Origin of the sequence: Arthrobacter globiformis, from assembly GCF_030818015.1 — a bacterium.
In the GTDB taxonomy this organism is placed as follows: Bacteria; Actinomycetota; Actinomycetes; order Actinomycetales; family Micrococcaceae; genus Arthrobacter; species Arthrobacter globiformis_C.
The window spans coordinates 2,709,751-2,736,113 of sequence record NZ_JAUSZX010000001.1 but is presented as its reverse complement, the minus strand read 5'-3'; the positions used below and the strand labels follow the sequence as shown (position 1 = coordinate 2,736,113).

General features: G+C 66.9%; 23 protein-coding genes. 10 read left to right on the top strand and 13 right to left on the bottom strand.

Annotation, left to right across the window (positions count from 1 at the left end):
• Positions 1 to 200: 200 nt before the first annotated feature.
• Positions 201 to 1,871: an HNH endonuclease signature motif containing protein gene (locus QFZ23_RS12820; protein WP_306923427.1), complete on the bottom strand. Its 1,671-nt coding sequence runs from the start codon at positions 1,869 to 1,871 to the stop codon at positions 201 to 203.
• A 256-nt stretch (positions 1,872 to 2,127) separates the two neighbouring features.
• On the opposite strand from QFZ23_RS12820, the gene QFZ23_RS12815 reads away from it, so the two are divergent.
• On the top strand, positions 2,128 to 2,751 hold the full coding sequence (locus QFZ23_RS12815) for a hypothetical protein (protein ID WP_306923426.1): 624 nt from the start codon (positions 2,128 to 2,130) through the stop codon (positions 2,749 to 2,751).
• Positions 2,752 to 2,812: 61 nt separating this feature from the next.
• Here QFZ23_RS12815 and ggt read toward each other — a convergent pair whose 3' ends face one another.
• Positions 2,813 to 4,639 (bottom strand): gamma-glutamyltransferase, encoded by a 1,827-nt coding sequence (gene ggt / locus QFZ23_RS12810; RefSeq protein WP_306923424.1) that lies wholly within the window; start codon positions 4,637 to 4,639, stop codon positions 2,813 to 2,815.
• Positions 4,640 to 4,737: 98 nt separating this feature from the next.
• A complete protein-coding gene (locus QFZ23_RS12805) occupies positions 4,738 to 5,979 on the bottom strand; it encodes an MFS transporter (RefSeq protein ID WP_306926827.1) in 1,242 nt (413 codons plus the stop codon).
• Positions 5,980 to 6,173: 194 nt separating this feature from the next.
• Here QFZ23_RS12805 and QFZ23_RS12800 point away from each other — a divergent pair, with 194 nt between their 5' ends.
• Positions 6,174 to 8,330: an amylo-alpha-1,6-glucosidase gene (locus tag QFZ23_RS12800; RefSeq protein ID WP_306923422.1), complete on the top strand. Its 2,157-nt coding sequence runs from the start codon at positions 6,174 to 6,176 to the stop codon at positions 8,328 to 8,330.
• 35 nt (positions 8,331 to 8,365) lie between these two features.
• Here QFZ23_RS12800 and QFZ23_RS12795 read toward each other — a convergent pair whose 3' ends face one another.
• Entirely contained in the window at positions 8,366 to 9,304 is a 939-nt protein-coding gene (locus tag QFZ23_RS12795; RefSeq protein ID WP_306926825.1) for a 5'-3' exonuclease, read from the bottom strand.
• Between the two features lie 67 nt (positions 9,305 to 9,371).
• On the opposite strand from QFZ23_RS12795, the gene QFZ23_RS12790 reads away from it, so the two are divergent.
• Positions 9,372 to 9,959, top strand: a complete 588-nt coding sequence (locus tag QFZ23_RS12790; RefSeq protein ID WP_306923420.1) for an HhH-GPD-type base excision DNA repair protein — start codon at positions 9,372 to 9,374, stop codon at positions 9,957 to 9,959.
• 38 nt (positions 9,960 to 9,997) lie between these two features.
• On the opposite strand, the gene QFZ23_RS12785 is transcribed toward QFZ23_RS12790, so the two are convergent.
• The 4 genes from QFZ23_RS12785 to QFZ23_RS12770 all read right to left on the bottom strand — a co-directional run bounded on the left by QFZ23_RS12785 (position 9,998) and on the right by QFZ23_RS12770 (position 13,917).
• A complete protein-coding gene (locus QFZ23_RS12785; RefSeq protein ID WP_306923418.1) occupies positions 9,998 to 10,462 on the bottom strand; it encodes a phage tail protein in 465 nt (154 codons plus the stop codon).
• Positions 10,463 to 10,669: 207 nt separating this feature from the next.
• Entirely contained in the window at positions 10,670 to 11,851 is a 1,182-nt protein-coding gene (locus QFZ23_RS12780) for a glutamine synthetase family protein (RefSeq protein ID WP_306923416.1), read from the bottom strand.
• A 205-nt stretch (positions 11,852 to 12,056) separates the two neighbouring features.
• Entirely contained in the window at positions 12,057 to 13,190 is a 1,134-nt protein-coding gene (locus QFZ23_RS12775) for an amidohydrolase family protein (protein ID WP_306923415.1), read from the bottom strand.
• 139 nt (positions 13,191 to 13,329) lie between these two features.
• On the bottom strand, positions 13,330 to 13,917 hold the full coding sequence (locus tag QFZ23_RS12770; RefSeq protein WP_306923414.1) for a dihydrofolate reductase family protein: 588 nt from the start codon (positions 13,915 to 13,917) through the stop codon (positions 13,330 to 13,332).
• Positions 13,918 to 14,287: 370 nt separating this feature from the next.
• Between QFZ23_RS12770 and bioB the strand changes: the two genes are divergently transcribed.
• The 6 genes from bioB to QFZ23_RS12740 are packed head-to-tail and all read left to right on the top strand — an operon-like array spanning position 14,288 to position 20,006.
• The gene (gene bioB / locus QFZ23_RS12765) at positions 14,288 to 15,334 is read left to right on the top strand and encodes a biotin synthase BioB (protein ID WP_306923413.1); all 1,047 of its coding nucleotides are present in this window, start codon (positions 14,288 to 14,290) and stop codon (positions 15,332 to 15,334) included.
• A complete protein-coding gene (bsaP, locus tag QFZ23_RS12760; RefSeq protein WP_306923412.1) occupies positions 15,331 to 15,567 on the top strand; it encodes a biotin synthase auxiliary protein BsaP in 237 nt (78 codons plus the stop codon). The genes bioB and bsaP overlap by 4 nt, the downstream gene beginning before the upstream one ends.
• Positions 15,537 to 16,982 carry an adenosylmethionine--8-amino-7-oxononanoate transaminase gene (locus QFZ23_RS12755; protein WP_373427878.1) on the top strand — a complete coding sequence of 482 codons (1,446 nt, stop codon included), beginning with the start codon at positions 15,537 to 15,539 and terminating at the stop codon, positions 16,980 to 16,982. The genes bsaP and QFZ23_RS12755 overlap by 31 nt, the downstream gene beginning before the upstream one ends.
• 8 nt (positions 16,983 to 16,990) lie before the next feature.
• Positions 16,991 to 18,148, top strand: coding sequence for an 8-amino-7-oxononanoate synthase (locus QFZ23_RS12750; RefSeq protein WP_373427934.1), 1,158 nt, complete (start codon positions 16,991 to 16,993; stop codon positions 18,146 to 18,148).
• Complete coding sequence (bioD, locus tag QFZ23_RS12745; protein ID WP_306923409.1) at positions 18,145 to 18,819, top strand: dethiobiotin synthase; 675 nt, start codon at positions 18,145 to 18,147, stop codon at positions 18,817 to 18,819. The genes QFZ23_RS12750 and bioD overlap by 4 nt, the downstream gene beginning before the upstream one ends.
• Positions 18,816 to 20,006: a cytochrome P450 gene (locus tag QFZ23_RS12740; protein ID WP_306923407.1), complete on the top strand. Its 1,191-nt coding sequence runs from the start codon at positions 18,816 to 18,818 to the stop codon at positions 20,004 to 20,006. The genes bioD and QFZ23_RS12740 overlap by 4 nt, the downstream gene beginning before the upstream one ends.
• A 22-nt stretch (positions 20,007 to 20,028) precedes the next feature.
• On the opposite strand, the gene QFZ23_RS12735 is transcribed toward QFZ23_RS12740, so the two are convergent.
• Positions 20,029 to 20,385, bottom strand: a complete 357-nt coding sequence (locus tag QFZ23_RS12735; protein WP_306926824.1) for a hypothetical protein — start codon at positions 20,383 to 20,385, stop codon at positions 20,029 to 20,031.
• Positions 20,271 to 21,398: a GTP cyclohydrolase II RibA gene (gene ribA / locus QFZ23_RS12730; RefSeq protein WP_306923406.1), complete on the bottom strand. Its 1,128-nt coding sequence runs from the start codon at positions 21,396 to 21,398 to the stop codon at positions 20,271 to 20,273. The genes QFZ23_RS12735 and ribA overlap by 115 nt, the downstream gene beginning before the upstream one ends.
• A gap of 231 nt (positions 21,399 to 21,629) precedes the next feature.
• Here ribA and QFZ23_RS12725 point away from each other — a divergent pair, with 231 nt between their 5' ends.
• Positions 21,630 to 22,388: a MerR family transcriptional regulator gene (locus tag QFZ23_RS12725; protein WP_306923404.1), complete on the top strand. Its 759-nt coding sequence runs from the start codon at positions 21,630 to 21,632 to the stop codon at positions 22,386 to 22,388.
• Between the two features lie 83 nt (positions 22,389 to 22,471).
• On the opposite strand, the gene QFZ23_RS12720 is transcribed toward QFZ23_RS12725, so the two are convergent.
• From QFZ23_RS12720 to QFZ23_RS12710, 3 genes are all read right to left on the bottom strand, one after another.
• Positions 22,472 to 22,753, bottom strand: coding sequence for a DUF1876 domain-containing protein (locus tag QFZ23_RS12720; RefSeq protein WP_306923403.1), 282 nt, complete (start codon positions 22,751 to 22,753; stop codon positions 22,472 to 22,474).
• A 127-nt stretch (positions 22,754 to 22,880) separates the two neighbouring features.
• Positions 22,881 to 25,025, bottom strand: a complete 2,145-nt coding sequence (locus QFZ23_RS12715) for a bifunctional polysaccharide deacetylase/glycosyltransferase family 2 protein (protein ID WP_306923402.1) — start codon at positions 25,023 to 25,025, stop codon at positions 22,881 to 22,883.
• A 674-nt stretch (positions 25,026 to 25,699) separates the two neighbouring features.
• On the bottom strand, positions 25,700 to 26,335 hold the full coding sequence (locus QFZ23_RS12710; RefSeq protein WP_306923401.1) for a dihydrofolate reductase family protein: 636 nt from the start codon (positions 26,333 to 26,335) through the stop codon (positions 25,700 to 25,702).
• Between the last annotated feature and the right edge of the window lie 28 nt (positions 26,336 to 26,363).

Here is a 26,363-nt window from a genome sequence, read left to right as displayed (position 1 = left end):
CCCGCCGGCCTACCTCTGCTGAACTCCAGAGGCTGGCCTCCGTTCTCGGCGCCTAGCGGGTCAACGGCACTGGGTCAACGGCAGCGGGTCAACGGCACGCCACTTCGCAACGGCGTGGTTGTCCCACGGCGGCCGAGGTGTTGGAGCGGCCGCCTCAATGCTTGACCCAGGCGTCTTCCTGCGCTTAAGCAAGCGCCTTCCTACGCTGCTCTGAAAGATGCCCAGTCTGGCCATGGATCCACCGGTAATGGTGGTCCCAAGCCGTCGGGAGCCTCCGGATCTTCGGAACCGGCAGGGTCCTCGGGCCAGCCTGGCGGTTCAGGGCAGTCTGGCGGTTCAGGGCAATCGAGCGGCTCCGACCAGTCCTGGGCGGGTGGCGGCTCCGGATATTCCTGGCCGGGTGGCGGCTCCGGCCAGGTTGGTGGTTCCCAGTCCTGTTGTTCGCTGGGGTAGTGGCGGCCGGTGGGTGAGATCCAGCCAGGTGGCGTGTCCCGGGTGGCTCCGACCGGTCTCCATGTTGTGTGGTGTTTGAGGCGGTGGTGTTTGGGGCAGGGCTGGCCGAGGTTGCTGATTCCGGTGGTCCGGCCGTCGGCCCAGGCCAGCACGTGGTCGGCGTCGTTGTCCAGGGAGTGGTTGTTGCAGCCGGGAAACGTGCATCGTCCGTCCCTCAGCCGCAGCCATTGGCGCATCGGTTTAGGGATCCGGTAGCTGGTGCGTCCGATCTCCAGCGGCGCACCGTCCCGCGGGTCGGTCAACACCCGCAGGAACGACGTCCCGCCGTCGGCGACGAGCCGGCGGGCCATGGACGGCGGGATCGGCCCATACCCGTCCAGCGTGGCCGGTTCGTGGGTCAGGCCGAGCAGCGAGAACACCGGAACCGTGACCAGCACCTGCGCCGCCGGAGACGGCACATTACCGGCCCGCACAGGACCGCCTGGCGCGGACCCCGCCGGCAGGGAATCTGCCGGAAAGGATCCTGCCGCCCGGTCGCCAGGCGCGCCGTCAACCCGCTGAACCGGGCCCAGCAGCCACGCGGCGGCGACATCCACCCGGAGTTGGGTCAGGGTCCGGGACTCGGACGGGCCCTGCAGGGCGCGGGCGGCGGCGGTGGCGCGGTCCCAGATCCCGGCCGCCTGGTCCGCGGGCAGATACGCCGACAGCCAGGCCATGCCGTCCCGGTCAGGAACATACTCCAGCCGGCGGTCCTTCGCACAGTTGCGGTGCCGGGTTTCGATGCTGACCGGGTGATGCCGCTCCCGCCAATAACGTGCCCTGGCCCGGAACCTGGACGGTGTCAGCTCCCCGGCCGGACACCCCCTGGCAGCATGCGGCGCCTCAGGGTCCAGGAAATGCGCCTCCAACGCCGCAGCGGCCGCCCGATCCATCCTGTCCGTTTCATCACACATCACCCGGGCATGCTGCCACGACAGGGTTCCCGACCCCAGCGCCGCCAGCGTCAACGGCAGGTCCGTGCTCAACGTGGCCGACTCAGCCAGAAACCGTGCCGCCGATCCCTCGCTCACGGTCAGGGCACAGGCAACCTCAGCGGTCACGGACATCCGCCGGACCTCACGGTCCCGCAGGCTATCAGCCGGTGCCGCCAACGCCCCGGAAGCCTTGGCATACTCGGCAGCGAAATGGACTTTCAACGCCGCCGCCCGGGCCTCCAGCCTGGCCACCTCCGCCAGCCCCTCCAGGCACGCATCCGCCCGCTCCCGCAAAGGATCCGCCTGACCCGGGACAAGTACATCCGGACCGGCTCCAGCACCAGTCACCACCGGCCCGCCCGTCCCGCGGCGAGCCAAAACAGCAAGCGCAGAGCAGGAAGCACCGACCGCCTCCACCGCCTCCACAACTGCATTGTCTTTCATGCCGAAAGCATCCCACGAGGCACCGACAAAAATGCCCTGCTGATCAGGGACCTGGCTATCCGTCTTCGACGGGCCGACACAGTCAGGGCAGAGACAGGGCAGGCCTTCAGCGGAGGCCGTGCAGGAGCTTCCTTTAGGCCGTACCCCATATTGACCACAGGCCCGGTATCGGTCTCCCGCAACCGCCTATGAGGCGCATAATGGCATGATCCACAGGCAGGAATTCCGACGGCGGCCAAGGACAAGGGAGGTCCGGATGCTGAGGCTTCCGCGCATCACGGTTGAGGTGCCGGTCCTGGGCGTCGGCGCCAAACCCGCGGACTACGAACAGCTCGCAGCGTACGCGGACGGCCTGCGCAGGCCGCAGGGACTGCACATGACCCTGCTCCACATCGGCATCCTGGAAGACTTCGCCGCCGACGTTGCCGACTGGACCAAGGGCGCCACTGACCCCGCCGCGGCCGCCGTCAAGACTGCCGACTGGCTGCGCGCGCTGCCCGTGCTGGAGGGTTTCTCCGGAACAGCGGAGCGGCTGGTCCTGCTGGGCGGCGGCAGGGTGTCCGGACTGGAGGTGGAAGTGCCCCAGGGCGTGCGAGACTTTCAGGTCTCGCTCGTCCAGGCCCTCCATGAGTTGCTGGATGACCTGCTGGTGGACAACCCCGATGACTTCATCCTCAGTTCCCGCGCCCTGGGCTACAGGTATCCGCGGTGGCGCCCCCACGTTGCTGTGGGAAAACCAAAGCTGCAGGGCAGCTCAGGGGAAGGCCGTCCACGGGAACGAAGCGGCTCCTGGGAAATCCGACCGCTCACGGTGGAGTTCGGACCGTCGCAGATCAGGAACCGGCAGTTGCTGCCCGGCCACGGCCACGGCCTTCCTTAGCGGCCCGCTTTCCGTAGCCGACCGTGTTCCTTAGCGGCCCTTCCCTGACGGTTGGCTTGTCTCACCTCGCAGGTTTGACCACCATGGCGGAGCCGCCGCCGCGCCTGACCGGCTCGGCCGCGGCGACCAGGCGTCCGCCTGACTTGAACTCGATGGCGGTGGCCGCGCCGATCTCCGCTGCCGAGGTGAACGCGTCACCGGACGGGGTGAACTCGTGGCCGAACGGCTTCAGCTGGCGTTCATACGCGGTGATGAATCCGGGCTCGGCCGTGACCTTGGCAGAGTTCCGCTGCGCCGCCCGCGGAGCGGCGATGGCATCGGAAATGTTCATCCCCAGATCCACCCTGTTCAGGATCGTCTGCAGGACGGTGGTGATGATCGTCGAACCGCCGGGCGAACCGAGGGCGAGGAACGGGTCCCCGTCCTCGAGGATGATCGTCGGGGACATCGAGGACCGCGGCCGCTTGCCGGGCTCAATCCGGTTAGGGTCCTTCGGGTCGTAGACGGTGGAGAAGTCGGTCAGCTCGTTGTTCAGCAGGAATCCGCGGCCGGGAACCACAATGCCCGACCCGCCGGTCTGCTCGATGGTGAGGGTGTACTCAACGACGTTGCCCCACTTGTCCGCGACCGTCAGGTTGGTGGTGGAGATGTTCTCGGTGTCCTTCTCGCTGGCGGGGGCCGCCGCGGCGGCCGGGCACGCGCCGTCGTAATTTGCCACGTCACCCGGCGCCACCGGCTTCACGGCTGCCACCTTCGGGTCAATCTCGCACGAGCGTTCCTTGCCGAACAGGGGATCCGTCAGGGCGCCTGTGGGAACGTCGACGAACGCGGGGTCGCCAACGTACTTGCCGCGGTCCGCAAAGGCGAGGGCGCTGGCTTCGAGGTAATGGTGCAGCGCCGTGGGCGCGGACATTCCGGAAAGGTCGAACGGCTCAAGGATGTTCAGCGCCTCGCCCACCGTGGTGCCGCCGCTGCTCGACGGTGCCATGCCGTAGACGTCCAGGCCGCGGTATTCAACATGGGTGGGCGACTGGTTCAGGGCGCGGTACTTGGCGAGGTCCGCTGCGGTCAGGCGGCCGGCCGGGACGGGCAGCTTGGTGGTCTTGGTTTTCGGCGGAGCCTGGACGGTTGACGCTATCTCTTTGGCGAGCGCGCCGTGGTAGAAGCCGCCGGTCCCCTTGTCCGCGAGCAGCCGGTAAGTTGCCGCGAGGTCCGGGTTCCTGAAGATACTGCCGACGGCGGGTGCGTCACCGCCCGGGAGGAAAAGCTTGCTGGTGGAGGTGAATGCCTCGAAGCGGAGCTTGTTGTCGAGGGTCTGTTGGCGGAAGGTGTCGTCCACCACGAAGCCGCGGTCCGCTACCTGGATGGCGGGCTCAAGGACGTCGTCCAGGTCCTTGGTTCCCCACCGGTCAAGCGCGCGCTCCCAGGTGGCCGGCGTGCCGGGCACGCCCACCGACACGCCGCTGGTGACAAGCTCGGGGGTGAAGTTGTAGGGCTTGCCGGTCTTGGGATCGATGAATGCATTGTGCGGCATGGCGGCCGGCGCTGCCTCACGGCCGTCGATGGTGCCCACATGCCCGGTATGTGCGCTGTAGAAGAGGAAGTACCCGCCGCCGCCCACCCCGGCGCTGTAAGGCTCGGTCACACCGAGGGTGGCCGCGGCTGCAACGGCGGCGTCCGCCGCGTTGCCTCCCCTGCGGAGAATGTCGATGGCCGCCGCGGATGCCTCCGGGTCCACGGTGCTGACGGCGCCGCCGTACCCGGTGGCCGTGGCGGTCTTTTCGGTCTCCCGCTGGTCAGCAAAAGCGGGGGCGGTGACGGTCCCCGCCGTCACGCTCAACGCCACGGCCGTGGTGACGGCGGCTACTCGGCTTCTCAGGTATGGCATGGTCGCTCCCGGGTCGGTCTAATGCGGGTTGACGGTACTGTCACGCTACTCCGCCGGGGGAGGACACTCAACGGCCGAACCCTTCATCGGGGCAGCGGTCAACGGCCGTGTGCTTCATCAGCTGCGGCGCGCTGGCGGCGGCTGGCGTACAGGAACGGCACCGCGGCCAGCTGGATTACGCCGCTGAACGCCAGCGACGCCGAGTAGCCGTAAACATCGGCTGCCCGCCCCAGCAACGGCTGCACCACCACGCCGCCGCTCGAACCCGTGAGGGAGGCGAAGCTGAGCACCGTGGCCCGCTGCCTGGAGTCGATCATGTCGTTGAGGTAGGCCTGCCCCACCGGTGTCCCCACCTCGGCCACCAGCGCCCACACAGCCAGCAGCACCAGGGCCAGCCAGAACTCACGGGTGAACCCGAGTGCCACCAGGATCACTGCACTCACGGCGCCGCTGAGGATCAGCACCGTGGTGCGTTTGCGGACCAGGCGCCGGAAGCGCGGCGCCAGCCATCCGCCGAGGACCTCGGCCCCTGCCACGATGGCTGCCGCCAGGCCCGCGATGGCGTACGCGCCGCGGTCGCCGAACAGCTCAAGCAGGAACGGCTGCAGGGCGTAGAAGACGTAGATTCCGACGCCGGCAGTAAACGGCGCGGACAGCATCACGTAACGCACGGGCGGGTTCTTCAGGCCGTTCTCGATGGAGGCGGACAGGACGGCGCGCGTCGCCTGAAGGGGACGCGCCGAGCGTTCGGGGGTGAAGCCGACGTCGTGCATGAGCCACAGGGCCACCACGAACATGGCGAGCAGAACGCCCACGCGCAGCAGGAACGGCACACCGAGGTCGGTGGCCTGGGCGATGACGCCGCCCGCGACAGACCCGATGAGCATGGCGGTGCCGGACACCATCTGGCCGCGCCCGAGCACCGTCTCCAGTGCACCGTCGTAACCGGAGAAGTGCAGGGCGTCCACGAGCCAGGCCTCCACCGCGCCGGAGAAGAAGGTGAAGCCCAGGCCGAGCAGCACGGACACGACTGCCCACGCCCAGAACGGCGCGGAAATCTGCCACAGCAGGTAGTAGAGGAACGTCGAGACGGACAGCGTTGCAGTGCCGAGCAGGAAGGAAACGCGGCGCCCCCAGCCGTCGGCCACCACGCCGGTGGGTACCTCGAACAGCACCATGCCGGCGGTGAAGAAGGCGTTCGCGGCAAAGGCTTCGAGGTTGCTGAGCCCGGCGTCGAGGAGGAAGAGCGTGTTGATGCCCCAGATGAACGAGGCCGCGAGGGTATTGCCCAGTGTCAGCGTCAGGTAGATGCGCTGCACCTTGCGGGCCGCCGGGTTCATCGCCTCGCTGTCCGTCCCGGCGCGAAGTTGGGGCACGAAACCCATTCTCGTCGTCTTCACCGGGGGCCGCCAGAGGCCCTTTTATCAGGAGGCGTTCGAGCGTAGCGTCATGCCCAACGGAGTAGGCGGCGAACGGCAGTGCGGCTCCGGTCCGCACAACGCCGCCTCTCCCTGAGCCGTCGAAGGAGGCGGGCATGGCTGCTGGCTGGAACGCTGATACGGCCGCCGGTCCTGTGGGGTCGGGCACGGTCACCCTGGTGGAAGGTTCGTCCTTCTGTATCTCCTCGGCGAACGGGGACATCCATCCTGAGCACCCGCACGGGGTTTTCCATGAGGACACCCGCATCCTGTCCCGCTGGAACCTGTCGGTGAATGGCCTGCCCCTGGAGGCGCTGACGGCGGAAACCAAGGAGCCTTACCGGGCGCTGTTTATTGGCCGGGTTCCCCGCTCTGACGGGTACGCGGACAGCCCCCTGATCGTGGAGCGCCTGCGGGAGGTCGGTGCAGGCATTCACGAGGAGATCACCATCCGGAACTATTCCTCGCAGGGGACCGAATGCATTGTTTCCCTCAGCGTGGAGTCGGACTTCGCGGATCTCTTTGAGGTGAAGGAGGCCCGTGTCCAGCGGCGCTGGGAAGAATCCCGCCGGCCCGAGGGCGACTCCCTGGTGATCAGGGCCGGCTGGCAGGACCTCGTTAAGAGCGTCGTCGTCAACGCAGCCGGCGCCGAGGTCACCGCCGATGCCCTTACTTTCCGGACGGTGGTCCCGCCGCGCGGTGCATGGAGCTCGCGGGTGAGCGTGGCACCTGCCGCCAACGGCCGCGGGGTCCCGCCGTCGTCGTTGGTCCGCCCAGCCGCCGGTGACCTTTCCCCGAGTGACCGCCGTCGGCAGGAATGGGTGGCCAAGATTCCCAAGCTGCACATGGGCAACCGGTCCATCGAGCGTACCCTGCGGCGCAGCTACGACGACCTCGGCGCGCTGCGCATTGAGGATCCCGACCATCCGGAGCGGATCGTGGTGGCTGCGGGTGCGCCGTGGTTCATGACGCTGTTCGGCCGGGACTCGCTGTGGGCTTCGGAAATGGCGCTGCCCGTGGACCCTTCCCTGGCCCTTGGCACCCTGCAGACGCTGGCCGACCGGCAGGGCAGAGTGGTGGATCCGATGAGCGAGGAGGAGCCCGGGAAGATTCTGCACGAGGTCCGGCTCGGTGTCTCCAGCGGGCTGGCGCTGGGCGGCAAATCCGCCTACTACGGCAGCGTCGATGCCACGCCGCAGTTTGTGATGGCACTAGGGTCGGTGAGCCGCTGGGGTTTCGCCCGTGACACTATCGCCGCCCTCCTCCCCCATGCCGACCGTGCGCTGGACTGGGTCCGGAGCTACGGTGACAAGGACGGCGACGGGTTTGTCGAGTATGAGCGCCTCAACGACCAGGGCCTCATCAACCAGGGCTGGAAGGACTCCTGGGACGGCATCAACTTCGCTGACGGGACGCTGGCCGAGCCGCCCATCGCGCTGTGCGAAGTCCAGGCGCTGGTCTACTCCGCGTACCTGTCCCGGGCGTGGATAGCGTACGACGCCGGCGACGCACCTTTGGCAGCCCGGCTCACCGAAGAGGCGGCGCAGTTGAAGAAGAAATTCAACGAAGAGTTCTGGCTGCCTGACCGCGGCTATTTCGCCGTCGCCTTGGACCGCGACAAGCGGCCCGTTGACGCGTGCGCGTCCAACATGGGGCAGTGCCTGTGGCACGGCATCATCGATGAGGACAAGGTGCCCCAGGTGGCCGAGCGGCTGATGTCCCCCCAGATGTTCAGCGGCTGGGGTGTCCGGACGCTGGGCACAGACATGGGCGCCTACAACCCGGCCAGTTACCACAACGGGTCAGTCTGGCCGCACGACAACGCCATCATCGCGGCGGGGCTGTTGCGCTACGGCTTCGTGGAGGAGGCGCAGCGGATCGCCACGGCGCTGCTCGAGGCGGCCGACTACACCGACGGGCGCCTGCCGGAACTTTTCTGCGGCTTCAGCCGGGACCAGGTCACCGAGCCGGTGCCCTATCCGACAGCGTGCTCCCCGCAGGCATGGGCTGCCACCACGCCAATCATGCTAATGACCAGCCTGATGCGGTACGACGCGCATGTGTCCCGGGGCGGCATGTGGATGGATCCGGTACTGCCGGCATCCTACGGCGATCTGCACATCACCAACGCGCCCATGGGCGGCGGCCGAATCACCATCGACATCACGGGTTCCGAACCTTCCGTCCAGGGGCTGGCGGAAGGATTGACCTTCCACCGCGAACACCGGCCGTGGCTGACAGAGCTTATGGCTGAAGCCGGGCTGGAAAAGTAGGAAGTCGTCGTGGTCCGTCCGGTCCAGATTCAGGTCTAGGGGCGGCGGTCCAGCGCCTGCAGCAGCCGGGGGACCGAACCGCCGAGGTTCCATTCGGTCGCGAGCCGTTCGAGTTCCGCCCGCGCCTCGCCCGTGACTGAATGAAGTTCCGCGCGCACTTCTTCCAGGGACGGCAGCTCCAGATTGCGCACCACGTTGACGACGGCGGGAGCGACCTTGAGATAGTCCGCGGCCGCAGCGAGCTTGGAGCGCACCGAGGCGGACAGCCTGCCGCCGGGATCCGCCGCCGCCGCGAGCAGCCCGTCGAGCGTGCCGTGTTCCAGGAGCAGCGCCGCCGCGGTCTTCTCGCCGATGCCGGCGACGCCCGGCAGCCCGTCCGAGGCATCGCCGCGGAGGGTCGCGTAGTCGGCGTACTGCTCGGGCAGCACGCGGTACTTTCCGACCACGACGGCGTCGGTCATGACTTCGAGGTTCTTCATCCCCCGGGCGGTGTAGATCACACGAACCTGGCGGGCGTCGTCGACCACCTGGAAGAGGTCCCGGTCCCCCGTCACCACGTCAACCGGAAGGTCAGCGTGGCTGGCGTAGGTGCCCACGACGTCGTCGGCCTCATGTTCCGGAACACCCACGACGGCGATGCCGGCCAAGTCCAGCACGTGGCGGATCAAGGGGATCTGCGCCTCAAGGGCGTCCGGCACCACTTCCACGTCGGCCGCACCGGCCACCACCTCGGCCACGCGGTGGGCCTTGTAGGTCGGAATGAGGTCCACGCGCCACTGCGGACGCCAGTCGTTGTCCCAGCAGGCCACCAGATGCGTTGCGCCGTAGTCGGTGGTGAGCCGCGCGATCATGTCGAGCAGGCCGCGGACGGCGTTCACCGGGGTGCCGTCGGCCCGGCGGATGGTGTCCGGCAGGCCGTAGAAGGCGCGGAAGTACAGGGAGGCGGTGTCGAGCAGCATCAGGCGGTTGACCATGACTGATCCTGACATGGATTCGCCGTGCGGTGCCCGTGACACGGGCCGGAAGTGGGAGGATGGGCGCATGGAACTGCACATCACCGGCGACGATGCCGCCGACAAACTGCTCAGCGATGACGCCTTCGCGCTGCTCACCGGCATGCTGCTTGACCAGCAGGTGACCATGGAGTCGGCGTTTGCCGGACCCGAAAAGATCCGCACGCGCATCGGCTCCATCAGTCCTGCCGCCGTGGCCGAACATGACCCGGCAGGCTTCGTAGAGGTCTTCAAGGAGCGCCCTGCAGTGCACCGCTTCCCCGGCTCCATGGCCGGCCGCGTCCAGGCGCTCGCCGAGGCCGTGCAGACTGAGTGGGGCGGCGAGGCAACTGCCATCTGGACCCGGGACGAACCGGACGGCAAGGAAGTGCTCCGCAGACTGAAGGCATTGCCGGGTTTCGGCGAACAGAAGGCCAAAATCTTCCTGGCGCTGCTCGGCAAGCAGTGCGGGCTCCAGGCGCCGGGCTGGCGTGAGGCCGCGGGCCACTACGGCGAAGAGGGTTCATACCTCTCGGTCGCGGACATCGTGGACCCCGAGTCGCTGACGAAGGTGCGCGCCAGCAAGCAGGCAGCAAAGGCCGCCGCCAAGGCAGCGAAGGCGCCGGCCGCCGAGTAGTTAGGTACGACGGCGGCCGGTCGCCTGGGCGGAGCTGCTCAGTACTCGCCCTTGATCACGAAGTAGGAGCCGCGGATCTCACCGGCCAACTTCGACTTTTGGCGCGCGAACTTGAAGCTTGATGCGAGTTCCTCTGGAACTTCCATGCCTTCCGAGAGCTTGAACCCTACTGCGCGCTTCGCTCCGGCCTCAATGCCGTACATTACGTTGACTGACAGGCCGGACTCGTAAAACACATAAGCCATTCGGAAACCGTCCACTTCGAAGGAAGTAACCTCAAGCGGACGGGCTGAGATGACGATGTTGCGCTCGTCGGAGAGGATGCGGTTCACCCAGTCGAGCGTTTCCGGCGCCTCACGTGCGGGGCAGACGGTGAAAGCGTGGTCGTACTTGTTCTTGTAATAACGCGCCTCGTTGGCACGCAGTCCTGCCAGCGGCTCCGCCACTGGGGACGATTGCACGCCAACTGTGGACACGTTCTGGAAGTCTACGGTGTATGGCATGCGCCCTCCTGGTAATGATTCATCGCACTCTTCACCCTAGTGTCCAGCGGTGCGGCCCGGCTTCTCGATTCCTGATCGAGTACGTCATGGGCTCCCGTTTCTCATGCAGTTGCCTGGACAGCCCTTCGACGTTCTGCACCTCGATGGCCAAGCGGGCGAATGCAGCACCCGTGTCAAAGGTTGCGGGCCGGTTCACTATAGCGCCAGCTAGTATCGCCAGCGGAGGGCGGCGATCACAGCCTCACGGTCGAGCTTGGCAAACCGCTCGGCTTCGCCCCGCCGCACAGCCACGTAGGCGTCCAGCAATTCATGGCCCAACGCTGTGCGGAGGAAGCTGCTGCCGTCCAGATCGTCCAGGGCCGTGAACATATCAGGCGCAAATGCCCGGATGTCCAGGCGCTTCCTCTCCGCGTCGCTCAATATGCCGGGGTCGACCGTGACCTCGGCAGGCAGTTTCAACTGACCCCCGAAGCCCTCCAGTGCGGCTGCCAGAATTGCAGCTACGGCAAGGTACTGGTTGGCGGAGCCGTCGCAGCATTTCACTTCCACGTTCGATTGCTCGTCCTCGTAGCCCTTCAGACCCGGCACGAAGCGGACGGCGGCCTCGCGGTTGCCCGTGCCCCAGCAAATAAAACTGCCCGCCCACTGTGCCGGTTGAAGCCGGACCAAGCTCAGGGCGCTACCTCCCAGCAATGCCGAGCTTTCAGCCAGTTTCCCGAGCACGCCGGCGATCATGCTCTCCCCTGCCGGGCGCATCTGCGTGGCGGCCGCAGCGTCGTAGAAGACGTTGCCGTCCCCGTTCCTCGCGGAGAAATGGATGTGGCATCCGTTGGTCGCAGTATTGGAATCCGCTATTGGCGAGTAGGAAACATGCAATCCATGCTGTCGGGAAACCCGGGTGACAATGAACCGGGCAAGAAGGTAATCATCCACAGCCTCAACGGGGCTCCTCGGGGCCAGTGCGATCTCCACCTGGCCCCTGCCATATTCGGGGTGAATCTGTTCAACCGGAACGCCGGCCTCCACAAGCCCCGTGAGCACGTCCAGATGCCATGCTTCCAGCTGCAGGAATGCAGCCGCACCATAGCCCGGACCATCATGCGCCAGAACGGGCGCGTCCGGCGTACCGCTGAACACTGTGAACTCGAGCTCGAAGCCTACCGAAACCTCCAGTCCGGCTGTTCCCCATTCGGCAGCAACACGTTTAAGTGCCGTGCGCTGGCAGGCTGGATAAGGAGCACCATGCAGATCCACCAGGTCGGCCGGCGCCCAGGCGAGGCCGCTTGCCTTGTCGATGAGAGCAACCGCTGAGCGGTCCGGCATTCCGCGAAGGTCACCGACAATGGCATCGATCTCGGATGACCGGGTGACGTGGTCATCCGACGCCAACAGGACTCCGACACTCACTGAGACACCACAGCCATTGTGGAAAGCACCCTCTACCTTGGGTCCCGGCAGAACTTTGACCCTTGAAACGCCGGCGTTGTCCAGGCTGGAAATGACAAGAGCCCTGACGTATTGGAGATCCATGTCTGCCTTTGGATTTGAAGTCACCGCTTTTCCCTTCGTGTTCAGGCGACCGGCATTTGGGCTTTTAGGCGTCCAATTTATAGACGCGCCTGGCGTTTTTCGAGGCAACCATCGTGGCAATTCTCTCGGCGTCGTTCGGGGTTGCCCAGCCCGAGCCAACCCATTCGTCCATCAGGTCTGCGAATGAAGTTCGCCAGTTGGCCGCGCTGACGGCGTAGTGCTCGCCAAGGCCGTACGAATCCGATGAGTAGAGAATCTTGCTGAATGGCGCAATTTCCATCGCCTGGCGGACTGCTGTGCCGGAGCTTGGCCCCAGGTAATGCGAAACCAGACCCACATCCAGGTAGACGTGCGGGAAGATCTGGGCGAGGATTCCGGCTTCCCTGACGAAGGGGTAGCAGTGCAGCAGCATGAAATCGACGCCCAGTGATTTGGTGGCGTGGAAGAGTGGATTGAGTCGGGATGGGTCAGCCCGGAAAAGCTCAATGTCGCCGTCGCCGTATCCCGTGTGGAGCTGAATGGGAAGGCCTGTCTCAATCCCCGCCCAAAGCCCGAACGTCAGCAGTACCGGGTCAGTGATCCTGAATGTTCCCGTCTTCCCGGCGGCACGAAACCATTCGTCAGCCGCCTTGAGCGCTTCACGCTCGGTTGGCCGTTCTGCAGGGATGTCGAAGCCATGACGGTAGGCAATGATGGATTTCAGCCCCACGGCTTCCCGGCTTCTGGCTGCCAGCGTCTCCGGGAGCTTTGAAACGAAGCCGGCTGCTGTGGACTCGGAAGCAAGGTTCTCCGCCACCCTCTCGATACGGACGATTTCGCGGGTGCGGGCATCAGCACACGCCGCCATGGCGGCGGGGTCAAGAAGCCTCGTATCCGGTATGCCCGTGTCAAGAAGGTAGTCGGATGTTCCGGTGCTGCGAAGCAGCAGCCTGTTCGCTTCAGCGGCGCCAATGGTCCTGCGATGCGCGATGTAGTCATCAATTGGCGCAAGCGGCTCAAGTCCGAGGATCGGGGCGCAAAGACGCCGTACCGCCAGCCCGAAGGGTGAATCAAGGCTGTCAGTGCCTGCCGGTCCCGGCCAGTCGGATTCTGTGGCCAGGCTCCTGAACTCGTCATCGCTGAGTTCTGTTTCGACCACGCCATGGCAATGGTGATCAACCAGGGGCAGGTCAATCCTGCGGTTGTTGGTGTCGGTCATGATCCCCGCCAGCTGTTTGTGTTTGGCCACCCTTAGATCGAGTATGGGTCTGATGCCGCGGGAGCACCATGCGGCGCCGGGGAGCCGTTTAAGGCTGAAGTACGACGGCGGCCGGTCGCCCGGGGCGCGGCGCCCAATTTCAGGAAAGCCGCTGGGCCGGCTGGTACGTCGCCATCAGCACTCCAGTCGCGGTGGGCGAGCAGTCGACCAATCTCAGCCGGCGCGCCTCATCATCCGGTCCGAACAAGCGGCGGCCCGAGCCGAGCACCAGCGGGTGAATCATCAGAAATAGTTGGTCGATCAGGCCGTGCGGGAGCAGGGACCGGATGAGCTGGCCACTGCCCATGATCACGAGGTTGCCCCCGGGCTGTTCGCGCAGTGCAGCGACCTCAGCGGGTACGTCCCCGCTGAGTAGCGTGGAGTTCGGCCAGGGCAAGTCGGCATCGGGGCTGGACGAGGCGACGTACTTCCTTGTTTTGTTGAGGCCGTCCTTGAACGGGCCACCGGCCTGATTCCAGTAGGTGAGCATGTCGTCGTAGCTGCGGCGGCCGAACAGCCAGGCGAAGTCCTGCCCCATCCGCTCGCCCATGGCGTCGAACATGGCCGGGTCATTCGCCTCCTGGGCCCAGCCGCCGTGCAGGAAGCCGTCACGGGTGTCTTCGTCAGGGCGGCCCGGCCCCTGCAAGACGCCGTCAAGGCTGACGTGGTTAATGACCAGAACGCGCATACGGGACTCCGTCCGTTATCAGCTGGCGTTGACCGCCGTTTGCCGAAGCAAACCTTCCCGCCCGGTGCCATAACTGCCGTGTTTCTCCCCACTCATGTCACCGATTCTAGGTGCTGAACACTGCGATTGACCGGATGTCGCCGACCACGACTGGACCAGCGCCCCCCTGTCCGGGCAGACCCGGCCATGCACCGGCCGAGTTTCCTGACAGAGTCGCTAAGCCGGTGCCCTTCCTGCTGGGGCCACCACCAGAGTAGGGACCCGACTAAGGTCCCGGCCGTCTGATTGTCGGGACCCCACAAAATCTTGCCGTCGATGGGGAATTAGCGTCAGTTCGGAGGAATAGCCACCACACGCAAAGGACCCATCAATGACGATTCAGGCAAACGCGAGCGAAGCCACAAGCCACGCGATCCCCGGCACCTTCCCCATCCTGGAGACCGCCCGCCAGCAGGTTCTCGAGGACGGCATCGGGCTCACCCAGGAGCAGCTCGAGGAAGTACTTCGCCTTCCGGATGAGGCCCTTCCCGCAGCCCTGCAGCTTGCCCACGAGGTCCGGCTGAGGCACTGCGGCGAGGACGTCGAGGTGGAAGGCATCATCTCCATCAAGACCGGCGGCTGCCCGGAGGACTGCCACTTCTGCAGCCAGTCCGGCCTGTTCGACTCCCCCGTCCGCGGCGTCTGGCTCGACATTCCCGAACTGGTGAAGGCCGCGAAGGAAACCGCCGCCACCGGAGCCACCGAGTTCTGCATCGTTGCCGCCGTCCGCGGCCCCGACATCAAGCTCATGAACCAGATCAAGTTCGCGATCGACCGCATCAACGAGGAGGTCGACATTAACATCGCCTGCTCGCTTGGGATGCTCACCCAGCGCCAGGTGGACCAGCTCGCGGAATGGGGCGTGCACCGCTACAACCACAACCTGGAAACAGCCCGCAGCTATTTCCCCGAAGTCGTCACCACACACAGCTACGAGGAACGCCTCGACACCTGCAACATGGTCAAGGCAGCCGGCATGGAACTGTGCTGCGGCGCCCTGATCGGCATGGGCGAATCCCTGGAGCAGCGCGCCGAACTCGCCGCGCAGCTCGCAGCCCTCGAACCGCACGAAGTCCCGCTGAACTTCCTCAACCCGCGCCCGGGCACCCCGCTCGAAAACCAGGGCATCATGGACGGCAAGGACGCCCTCCGCGCCATCGCCGCCTTCCGCCTCGCCATGCCCCGCACCGTGCTGCGCTACGCCGGCGGCCGCGAACTCACGCTCGGCGACCTCGGCACCCGCGACGGCCTCCTCGGCGGCATCAACGCCGTGATCGTCGGCAACTACCTCACCACCCTGGGCCGCCCGGCGACGGCGGACCTGAACCTGCTGGTCGAGCTGAACATGCCGATCAAAGAGCTCCAGAAAACGCTGTGAACGAAGGGATTTTGACCGGCACCGGCGCAACCACGGCTGCCTTTTGCGGGCACTGCGGTGAGCCGTACGACGGCGGCGACGGCCCGCCGTCGTACGCTCACCGGAAGTGCGGCGAACGCCTGGCCATGGAACCGCCGCGCTATTGCACAGCCTGCCGGCGCCGGATGAAGGTGCAGGTCACTCCGCTGGGGTGGTCCGCCGAATGTTCCCGCCACGGGGTGCTGGTCCCGTGACGCAGAAATGGCAGCAGACCGGCCTGATCCAGCGTGACCGCGCCCGGTTGTGGCACCCGTACGCATCCGCTTCCCCGGACCTTCCGCTGTGGGAGGTGGAGGCAGCCGACGGCGTGCGTCTGCGGCTCCGCGGCGAAGACGGCACACGCCACGAGGTGATCGACGCGATGTCCTCGTGGTGGTCGGTGATCCACGGCTACCGCCACCCGGCACTGGATGCCGCTGCCAACGCGCAGCTGGGAAAGTTCAGTCACGTGATGTTCGGCGGGCTTACCCATGCCCCGGCGGTGGAACTGGCCGAGCGGCTGGTGGACATGGCTCCGGCTGCCCCGGGCCGGCCGGGGCTGGAGCGGGTGTTCCTCGCGGACTCGGGCTCCGTTGCCGTGGAGGTTGCGCTGAAGCTGGCGGTGCAGTTCCAGACAGCGGCCGGCCATCCGCAGCGGCAACGGTTCCTCAGCGTCCGTGGCGGCTACCACGGCGACACGTTCGCGGCCATGGGGGTCTGCGATCCCGTGGACGGCATGCATTCGGCCTTCCCCGGACTGCTCGCCGGCAACCTGTTTGCGCCCCGTCCTCCGGCGGCGGGATCGGCAACCCCGGAAACCGTCCAGGCCTGGGCATCCGAAGTTGCCGGGCTCGCGGCCCTGCACTCTGCGGAACTGGCGGCGGTCATCGTCGAGCCGGTGCTTCAGGGTGCCGGCGGCATGCACGCGTATCCGGCCGAATGCCTGACGGCGCTCCGGGAGGTGGCGGACCGGAACGGACTGCTGCTCATCTTCGACGAGATCGCCACTGGCTTTGGCCGCACCGGCGAGCTGTTCGCGGCCGATCATGCCGGTGTCGTGCCAGACATCATGTGCGTGGGCAAGGCACTGACCGGCGGGTACCTGACCCTTGCTGCGATGCTCTGCTCCGCCGAGGTGGCCGCGACTGTTTCCGCCGGCCAGGCAGGTGCCCTGCTGCACGGCCCCACCTTCATGGGCAACCCGCTGGCCTGTTCCGTGGCCAACGCCAGCCTCGGGATCATTGAGTCCGGGAGCTGGCGGGCCGACGTCGCCCGAATCGGCACCGGCCTGGCGGCCGGGCTGGCGCCTGCCCTTGAACTTGGTGCCGTCCGGGAGGTCCGCACCATCGGCGCCGTCGGGGTCATCGAGCTGCATGGCGCCGTCGACGTTCCCGCCGTCACCGCCGCAGCCATCCGCCACGGCGTCTGGGTCCGCCCGTTCCGGAACCTTGTCTACACCATGCCGCCGTACATCAGCACCGCGGCGGACATCGCCAGGATCACGGCGGGGATGGCAGCGGCCGTCACCGAGGTCCATGAGGCTGGGGTCCATGAAGCTGGGGTTCACGAAGCCGACGTTCCTGAACCCCACGTCCAACGGGTCCGAGTCAGCGCCGGACGTGCGTCATGAGCGCCTCGATGACCCAGTGGCTCGAACGGCAGGCAGCGGTCCGGGAACGCCGGGGCCAGGTGCGCCGCCCCCTCCCCCGCGCCGCGCACGAACAGTTCATCGACCTGGCCAGCAACGACTATCTGGGCCTCGCAACGGAGCCGCGGGTTACCGGGGCAGCGGCGGAAGCCGTATCGCGCTGGGGCGCAGGCGCCACGTCCTCGCGGCTGGTGGCCGGTACCACGCAGCTGCATCTGGACCTCGAGCAGGAGCTGGCCATGCTGGTCGGGATGGAATCGGCGCTGGTCTTCTCCTCCGGCTACCTGGCCAACATCGGGGTGATCACGGCGCTGGGCGGTCCGGGGACCCTGATCATCGCGGACGAGCACTGCCACGCCTCGATGATCGACGGCTTCCGGCTCAGCCGGTCCCGCACCGAATCGTTCGCCCACAACAGCGTCGGGGAAGCCGGCCGGCTGCTTGGCGGCCGGACGGAACCGCGGGCGATGATCGCCGTCGAATCCGTCTACAGCGTCCTTGGAGACGAGGCGCCGCTCCCGGACCTGCTGGCCCTGGCCGAGCAGCACGACGCCGTGCTGCTCATCGACGAGGCCCACAGCCTCGGCGTCACCGGCAGCGGAAGCTTTCAAGGCTGTGGCTCGGTGGCGGGGACCGTCCTTGCCGGCCATCCGAACGTGATCGTGACCGCCACGCTGTCGAAGGCCCTGGGCAGCCAGGGCGGAGCCGTCCTGGGATCCGTCCTCTTGCGGGAACACGTCCTGAACCGTGCCCGCAGCTTCATCTTCGACACCGGTCTGGCGCCGGCGTCCGCCGCAGGTGCCCTCGCCGCGGTGCGGATCATCAGGGAGGAACCGTGGCGGGCGGCATCCGTCCACAGCAACGCGGCCGCGCTTGCCGCCGGGCTTGCCCCGGCCCTTGCCAACCGCGGCGCGGTCCCTGACCGGACAGCGGGAGCCGTCCAGTCCATCCCCATGCCGTCCGCGGAGTCAGCCCTGGCGGCCGCCGAGTCCGCCCGCAGCGCCGGCGTCCGGATCGGCTGTTTCCGCCCACCGTCCGTTCCGGACGGGATCCCGCGGTTGCGGCTCACCGCTCGCGCCACGCTCACGCCCGAAGAAATCGAAACAGGCTGCGCGGTGCTGCGCGGCATTTTGGAGGAACTTCCATGAACCTGTCCCCCGTCGTTCTGGTCACCGGAACGGACACCGGCGTCGGCAAAACCATCACGACGGCGGCCCTCGCCGCTGTCCTGCACGGAACGGGACGCAGCGTGGCGGTGTACAAGCCGTGCCAGTCGGGTGCCGCCGACGGTGATTCCGATGCGGCCGAAATCGTCCGGCTCGCCGGCGTGAGCGCTGAGGCCGGGGTCGTCCTGCAGGAACCCATGGCGCCCGTCGCGGCTGCGGCCCTCGATGGGACGCCGCTGCCCTCGTTGGCTGCGCACGCAGAGCGGATCCGCGAACTCGCCGACGCCCACGACCACGTCCTGGTGGAGGGCGCCGGCGGCCTCCTCGTGGAGCTGGATTCCGACGGCGGCACCATGGCGGACCTCGGATCCCTGCTGGCGGCGGCATTTGTGGTCGTCGTCCGTCCGGGGCTTGGCACGCTGAACCACACCGCCCTGACCCTCGAGGCGCTTTCCGCGCGCGGGCTTGATGTCCTCGGCGTGGTGATCGGAAGCTGGCCAGCCAGCCCCCACGCCGTCCACAACAGCAACCGGCAGGTTCTCGGAACGCTGCGGGTGCCGCTCCTGGGCGCCCTTCCGGGCCAGGCCTCCGAACTGTCCCCGGCTGACTTCCGTGCCGGCGCAGCCGCCTGGCTGAACGGGGTGCCCGCATGATGCCGGCGGCTCTCACTACCGGGTCCGCGGCGAAGGTGGCTCGGGGGAAAGCCCCGGGCGGCTCCGGGTGTCCGTATCTTGTGGTCCGGGACCCGGAATCGGTCCGGGAGGTCCTGCACCGGCCCGCCGATTTCAGTCCGGCGAATGCCCTGGTGGCGGTGACCCCGCTGGAGGGACCGGCCCTGCGCGTGCTGCAGCGCGTGGGCTTTGCACTGCCTCCGGTGCTGGCCAGCAATGGCACCGGCACGCACGGCGGCATCCGCAAGGTGGTGGCGGGGTTTTTCACCCCTGCCACCGTCGCCGCCATGGAGCCGCGCATCCGGGAACTGGCCAGGGAAGCTGCAGCGAAAACCGCCGGCCAGCTCGCCCGATCCGGCCACGCGGACCTCGTGCAGACGGTGGCGGCATTTCCTCCGGCAGTCATCATGTTCGAACTCCTGGGACTGCCCGTCCGGGATCTTCCCGACCTCAAGCGCTGGGGCCTTGACTCCATGGAGCTGTTCTGGGGCTGGCCGGACGGGGACCGGCAGCTCGAGCTTGCCCGCAGCGCCGCCGAGTTCTATGTCTGGCTGCGCCGGCTCGTGGCCGAATCCGTGGCGGCCCCGGGACGCAACCTGTTCAAGTCGCTGGCCGAACATGGCCTTTCGAGGACTGAGATGTGCTCGCTCGGCTACTTCCTGCTGATCGCCGGCCAGGAAACCACCACCCAGCTGATCAGCACCACGCTGTTCCGGCTGCTGGAGGGTGCCGCGCCGGTCGGCTGGACGGAAGCGGCCTCGGAAGCTGCCGCCCGGTCCGTTGTCCGGCATGTGCTCGCCACCGAATCGTCCGTCCCCACCTGGCGCCGCGTGGCAGCCCACAGCACGGACCTCGGCGGCGACCGGATCCCGGCCGGGACAGAGATACTCCTTGAGCTGTCCGGCAACCAGATAACGGCAGCGGCCGGACCGGGAAGCCCGTCCCCGCAGGCACAGGCCGGCGGCGGATACTCGACGGGACTCATCTTTGGTTCGGGCATCCACCGCTGCCTCGGGGCCAAGCTCGCCGAACTGGAGGCCGGCGTCATTGTCCAGGAAGCCGCGGCGGCACTGCCCGGGATCCAGCTGCGGGACCATGAACCGGACTGGATCCGGCTCCTGTCCTTCCAGGCACCCCGGAGCGCCAGCGTAGCGAACGGTCCAGGCTGACCGGAGCCGAAAACGGCGGGGGCTAGAAGGACGAAACCGTGAAGCCAAGGCCCAGCAGGCCCCGGCCTGCCTGCTCAAGGATCGGATCCAGGCTCAGGGTCGGGTGGTTGAGCAGGACATTCACGTCGCGCTGGATCCGCTGCAGGGGATGCGATAGCCGGTGGGCACTCCCGCCGGAGCCCGCGACGATGAGCCGGACGGCTTCTTCGGCTGCCTCACCGCTAAGGACGAGCGAGAGCCGGTGGCCGGCGCGTTCCTCTTCCGTCAGTGTTGATGGCCGGCGCCGATGGGACTCAGCGGCCGCCTTGACCGCCTCCTGCCAGTGCAGGCGCGCGGTGGCCACGAGTCCGTAGGCTTTCGAGTACCGCGCCTGGGCCAGCGGGCCAGCATCCAGACGTGCTCGATCAGGTGCCCGGCTGTCCATGCCGTGGATGCGCAGCCGCGGGCAAGCCGCCGGGTGACCTCGGCATAGGTTTCCACGCCCATGCCGTAGCCGCCCACACTCTTCGGAGCGAGGATTCTGAAGACGCCGGCGTCCTTCAGTTCTGTCATGGTGGAGTCCGGGGGGCGGCGCAGCTGCTCCGTTTCCTCGGCCCGTTCCCGCAGCCGGGGAACCAGGTCGTCAACACGGCGGAGCATCTCGTCGTGGCTGGGAACGGTGCCTGCAGGCACCGGCGGTACGGGCCCGACGTCGGCACTCGAAAGTTCCAGCGTATGTGCGGTGCGGTCCCGCTTCGCCGCCATGTAGCCGTGGTTGGCCGGCGAGAGGTACACGCCGGTAGGAACCTGTTCGGTGACGCTGATGCCCAGGGCCGACAGTTGCGCGGCTTTGTCCGGGTTGTTGCTGAGCAGTCGGACGCTCGTGGCGCCGAGGGCGTCCAGCATCTGGGCGGCGGCAGTGTAGTCGCGTTCGTCCTCGCCGTGGCCCAGTGCCAGGTTGGCGTCGTAGGTATCGAGGCCTGTGTCCTGCAGGGCGTAGGCGTCGAGCTTAGAATACAGGCCGATGCCGCGTCCCTCCTGTCGGAGGTAAAGCAGGAATCCGCCGGCTGAGGCGATCTCTTCGACAGCCTCGCGCAGCTGCGGACCGCAGTCGCAGCGCTGGCTGCCGAACACGTCGCCGGTCATGCATTCGCTGTGCAGCCGGACCAGCGGCACGTCATGTGCGAGGAGCTGCTGCTCCCACTGCCCCAGGGCGAGCAGCAGGTGCTCCTTGCCGTCCGCGAGGCCGCGGAACGTGAGCACCTCGGCCGTGGTGCTGAATCCGTCCGGAAAGCGCAGCGGCACGGTCACCTGACTGCGCACAGTAACCTGGTGGGGCTCGGCAACCCGGCCGCGCCCGGTGGCGGCGGGCAGGGGCGAAGTCTGCGGGGCGGTTTCAACACATGCGGTCATCTGCGGTCCTCGACGTTCCATTGCGGAGTACTTGAACCTTGAAGTTAAGCGTAGTCCCATTTAGTTAAAGCTTCAAGTAATTAGTCGTCCTATGACCGGACCGTCGCCATCCCGGAATCTCTCCCTTGAGGCAAAGTACGAGTCCAGGCGTCTCGATGGCCGGTCCTTGACCTTGCCGCAACGTCAACCTTTAGAGTCGGAACATCGGATCAATAGCGGAAGGAGGAGCGCATGGACTGGTCGATCCAGCAGATCGCCAGGATCGCCGGGACCACCAGCCGGACCCTGCGCCACTATGACGACATCGGCCTGCTGAGGCCCAGCCGGATTGCCCGCAACGGCTATCGGCACTACGACCAGGAAGCACTGATCCAGCTTCAGCGGATTCTGCTGCTGCGTGAACTGGGCCTGGGCCTGCCGGTGATCGCCGAGGTGCTGGGCAAGGAGTCGGACGCCGCCACAGCCCTGAGTGGCCACCTGCAGTGGCTCCGGCAGGAGCAGGACAGGCTGAACCGGCAAATTTCGTCGGTCCAGCGCACGATTGACGCGGTGAAAGGAGGTGGAGAACTTATGGCAGAAAACATGTTCGACGGCTTTGACCACGCCCGCTACAAGGATGAGGTGGAGGAGCGCTGGGGCAAGGATGCCTACGCCAGCAGCGACGCCTGGTGGCGCGGAATGGACGCCGGCCAGAAGGCGGCCTGGAAGCAACGCTCACAGCAGCTCGGCAGCGACTGGATCGCCGCGGCGGGCTCGGGTATGGCAGCTGACAGCGCCGAGGCCCAGGATCTTGCCCGGCGGCAGGTGGAATGGCTTCGCGGCATCCCAGGAACACCCGCGGCAGCGCCGGACGGTGACGTGAAGGGCTATGTCATGGGCCTGGGTGAGATGTATGTCGCGGATCCGCGGTTCAGCGCAAACTACGGCGGCGAGTCCGGAGCCGCTTTCGTCCGTGACGCGCTGCGCATCTACGCTGAAGCGAACCTGTAGCAGCTCAAGCAAGCCACTCCGACGCCCGGCCGGGATTTCCCAGCCGGGCGTTGCTCTGATCCCTCAGAGCTGCCCATGCAGGGCTAGGCGCGCAGATGCGCAGGGGCTTTGGTGACTTTTTCTATATCGGCAGCGGTGACCTCAATTAGCTGATGGGCCAAATCCGCCAGAGCGCGGGCGGTCGCCAGCTCATCCCCGATGTCGGGGACGTCGGAGTCGGCGGGGTTCAGCCTGGCCATTCCGATACCTTCCAGTTCGGGCCTGTTCCCGGCGCGCAATCGCGCCGTGGCCCTCGTTTGGCCTTCATGTTCGTCGATTGCGATGTTCACCGACCAGCTTTTCTCTTGCATGGTGGCCTCCTCCATCCAAATTCCACCATGCCAAGCCGCGGGCAAGCCGTCAAGGGTCGGAAAACTTCCCGGCAGAACGGACCGTAAACGGTCCCTAACGAACAGCGCCGGAATGATAACGACATCGGGCCTGCAGCAGCACCTACGCCTGCTTCCGGCTCACAGGCGGGACGCGCAAGCTCCCGTACCGCTCCATGCGGTGCCAGCGAAGGTGTACACCCGCAAGCGCTGTGACGACGGACTGGATGACCACCAGGTACATCAGCTGCCGGTACACGAACTGCTGAAGCGGGAGGGTCCAAAGCGGGCCCAGACGTTCCCTGTCAAGCCGGAATGCGTAAGCGGCCATGAGCAACTGCACCACGAGGAACACGAGCCACAGGACGGCGATGCGCATCGGGTCAAGGAAGAACAGACCGTAAACGGCGAATACATCAACGACCGGTGCGAACAGCGGAAGGAGGACCTGGAGCACGAGTAGATAGCCGAGGCCCCGGCGACCGAGTTTGCCGGCCTGTCCGCCCTGGACCACCGCGCCGCGGTGCTTCCACATGGCCTGAAGGGTTCCATAGCACCAGCGGTACCGCTGCTTCCACAAGGCACCAAGCGTCGCCGGCGCCTCGGTCCACGCCCGGGCGTCGTCCTGGTACACGACGCGCCAGCCGTCGCGGCACAGCGACATTGTCAGGTCGGTGTCTTCGGCCAGCGTCTCGTCGCTCACCCCGCCCACCCGGACGAGTGCGTCGCGGCGGAACCCGCCGACGGCTCCCGGCACGGTAGGCATGCATTCGGCGACGTCGAACAGGCGGCGGTCCAGGTTAAAGCCGACGACATATTCGATGTGCTGCCATGCCCCAAGGATGCCGCCGCGGTTGGCGACCTTCGTGTTTCCTGAGACCGCGCCCACCCTCGGGTCGGCGAAGGGCTGGATGAGCGCCCGGACCGTGTCGGGCTCGAAGACGGTGTCGCCGTCGACCATGACAACGAGGTCGTGGCTGGCGGCATACAGGCCCTCGTTGAGCGCGGATGGCTTTCCGCCATTTTCTTTCCGGATGAGCGTCACACCCGGCAGGTTGAGGGCCTCCACAAGGTCCGCGGTACCGTCCGTTGACCCATCGTCCACGACGACGATCTCGACCGGATGGGTCGAAGCGGCGATGGAACGCACGGCGGCCTCGATCCCGGCCGACTCGTTATACGCAGGGACGATGACTGTCACGGGCTCTGTAATTGCCGTTCCACCGGCAGCACTGCCAGCCAGCCGCTGGCGCCGTGTCGCACGGCAGTGCCTCACTGCGGCGCCCATGACGAGGACAGCCCGGACGACGGTCACGAAGCCGCTTGCCACGAGTGCCCACGAAATTGCCACCACCAGCCACTCGCTGAGCCTGATGCCCCAGATGAATGCGGCCCCGCTTGCCTGCTCGGCCGGTGTGGCCTGGCGTGTGCTGGACACTCCAATGGCGTCCCCGACCGTGGTCACGTCGTAGCCCTGCCGGTCCAGACGGGAAAGGAGCGAGTCCAGTGCCGCAACGGTCTGGCCGCGGTCTCCGCCGCCGTCGTGCATCAGCAGCACCTGGCCCCGATTTCCGGTTGGTGCGAGGTTCCGCTCGATGGACCCAACCCCTGGCCGCTTCCAGTCCTCGCTGTCCTGCGTGGTCAGCACTGTCAGGTACCCCTCATCAGCTGCGGCGCGGATGGAGGCCCAGGCAGGGTCGGTGACCTCGTTGTTCCCGGAGCTGAACGGCGGCCGGAGCAAGGATGCCGCCTGCCCCGTGAGGCCCATGATGATCTGCTGGGCGCCCTGCACCTCAAGTTTCTGGCGCCAGTCGGGCGAGCGCCCAAGATCTGCGTGCGTTAGGGTGTGAACCCCGATCTCGTGTCCGTCCGCGACGATGCGCCGGACGAGGTCGGGATGGTCGACGGCCGCGGTGCCGACCACGAAGAAGGTGGCATGAACGTGATGCTTTTTCAGGACATCGAGGATCCGCGGGGTCCAGGCGGCGTCCGGGCCGTCGTCGAATGTCAGCGCGAGCGTGCGCTCTGGCGGACCCACGGTGCGGATGCTTCCTCCCCGGGCGTCGATGACCGGGCCTCCCTTGGATACGGAGGCGGGGACGCCGGACGTGGAACCAGCGGCGGGGGCGGCATCATTGCCGATCCCGGCCAGGTGGTGCAGGTATCCCTGCACCGTCAGCGCGAAGGCAACGGCGAACAGAACCGCGCAGAGAACCAGCCAGTGCGCGCGGACTGAGACGGGGCCCCTTGATTTACGGTGGCGGCTCACGGATGCGGAGGCGGTGTCGGGCGAGCCGCCTGTCCCGGAGCGGTGTCAGACTTTCCGGGTGCGGTCGGGGCCGTCGTCGGCGCCGGTTGGGCGGGGCCTTGACCTGCGGGCGCCGGTTCGGCCGGGCCGTGACCTATGGGTGCCGGCGCCACGGGTGCGGGCGTCGCGGCGGTACCAGCCTGCACGGGACTTCCAGCCGGTTGGGCCGCCTGGCTCCTGGAACCGGATGCTGCGGGCGCCGCCGGAGCACCCGCGACCGCTTGCCCAACCGGCAGTGCCCCTTCACCCGGGTTGGTTGTGACTGCCTGAACAATCCCTGCGGCAGGGGGCTGGGGCGTGGCGGACGGCCGTTCGGCCTGGACTTTCTTTTCGGCCTGCAGTGCCGGACCGGCAGGCTTCGGCAGATACGGTGCGACGATGTCGGGACCGCCGAAAATGGCGACCAGGAAAAGAACCACGTATCCCGCCACGAGGACGAGAGCGAGGAAGCCGGCGACGCGTGCCCACCGCAGCCGCCGCCCCGAAGAGTCTACGAAAATCGGGCCGGGTGCATGCACTCCGGACCGTTTAGGGGTACTGCTGGAAGCCGCCATAACGCTAAACATCGTAGGCGACCGGCTGCACCGGCCCCAAACCAGCAAGGACAACGAGGCCGTGATCTGCCCGGATTTGACTTACCCTGCATTGCTGTCCGGCGGGCCGTCGAGCACGGTGGGGATGTACTCCAGCAGCTGGAGCCGGCCGTCGAAGGTCCGGCTGTCCACCATTTCGAGCGAGACGTCCGGATAGTCGTCGTAGATCCGTTCCCGCCCGGTGCGTCCTGTGATCACAGGGAAGACGACCAAGCGGAACCGGTCCACGAGGCCGGCGGTCAGCAAGGACCGGCAGAGGCTGAGGCTGCCGAGCGTGCTCAAGGGCCTGGTCCCGGTCCGTTTCATCTCCCGCACGGCCTCGACGGCGTTCCCGGTCACCAGCTTCGAGTTCGGCCAAGTCAGGGGTGCCTGCAGGGTGGAGGAGAAGACCACCTTGGGCACGGCGTCAAGGCCGGTCAGGGCGGCCCCCTCCTCCTTGGAGAATCCCGACCCCTCGGCCGCCGCCTCCTCGGACATGCTGGACATCGCCCGGTACGTGTTCGCCCCCATGAGGAAGGCGTAGTTCTTCTTTCCCTCCTCCTCGAGCCAGCCCAGGTATTCCGGCCCCTCCAAGCCCCACCAGCCGGGCCACCCCTCGGCCGAGGCATACCCGTCCAGGGAGATGATCAGGTCGACCATCAGGTCCGCTGATGACGTTTCTGCAGGCATTTCACCCATGGCCGTCTCCTCGATCTGATCGACGTCA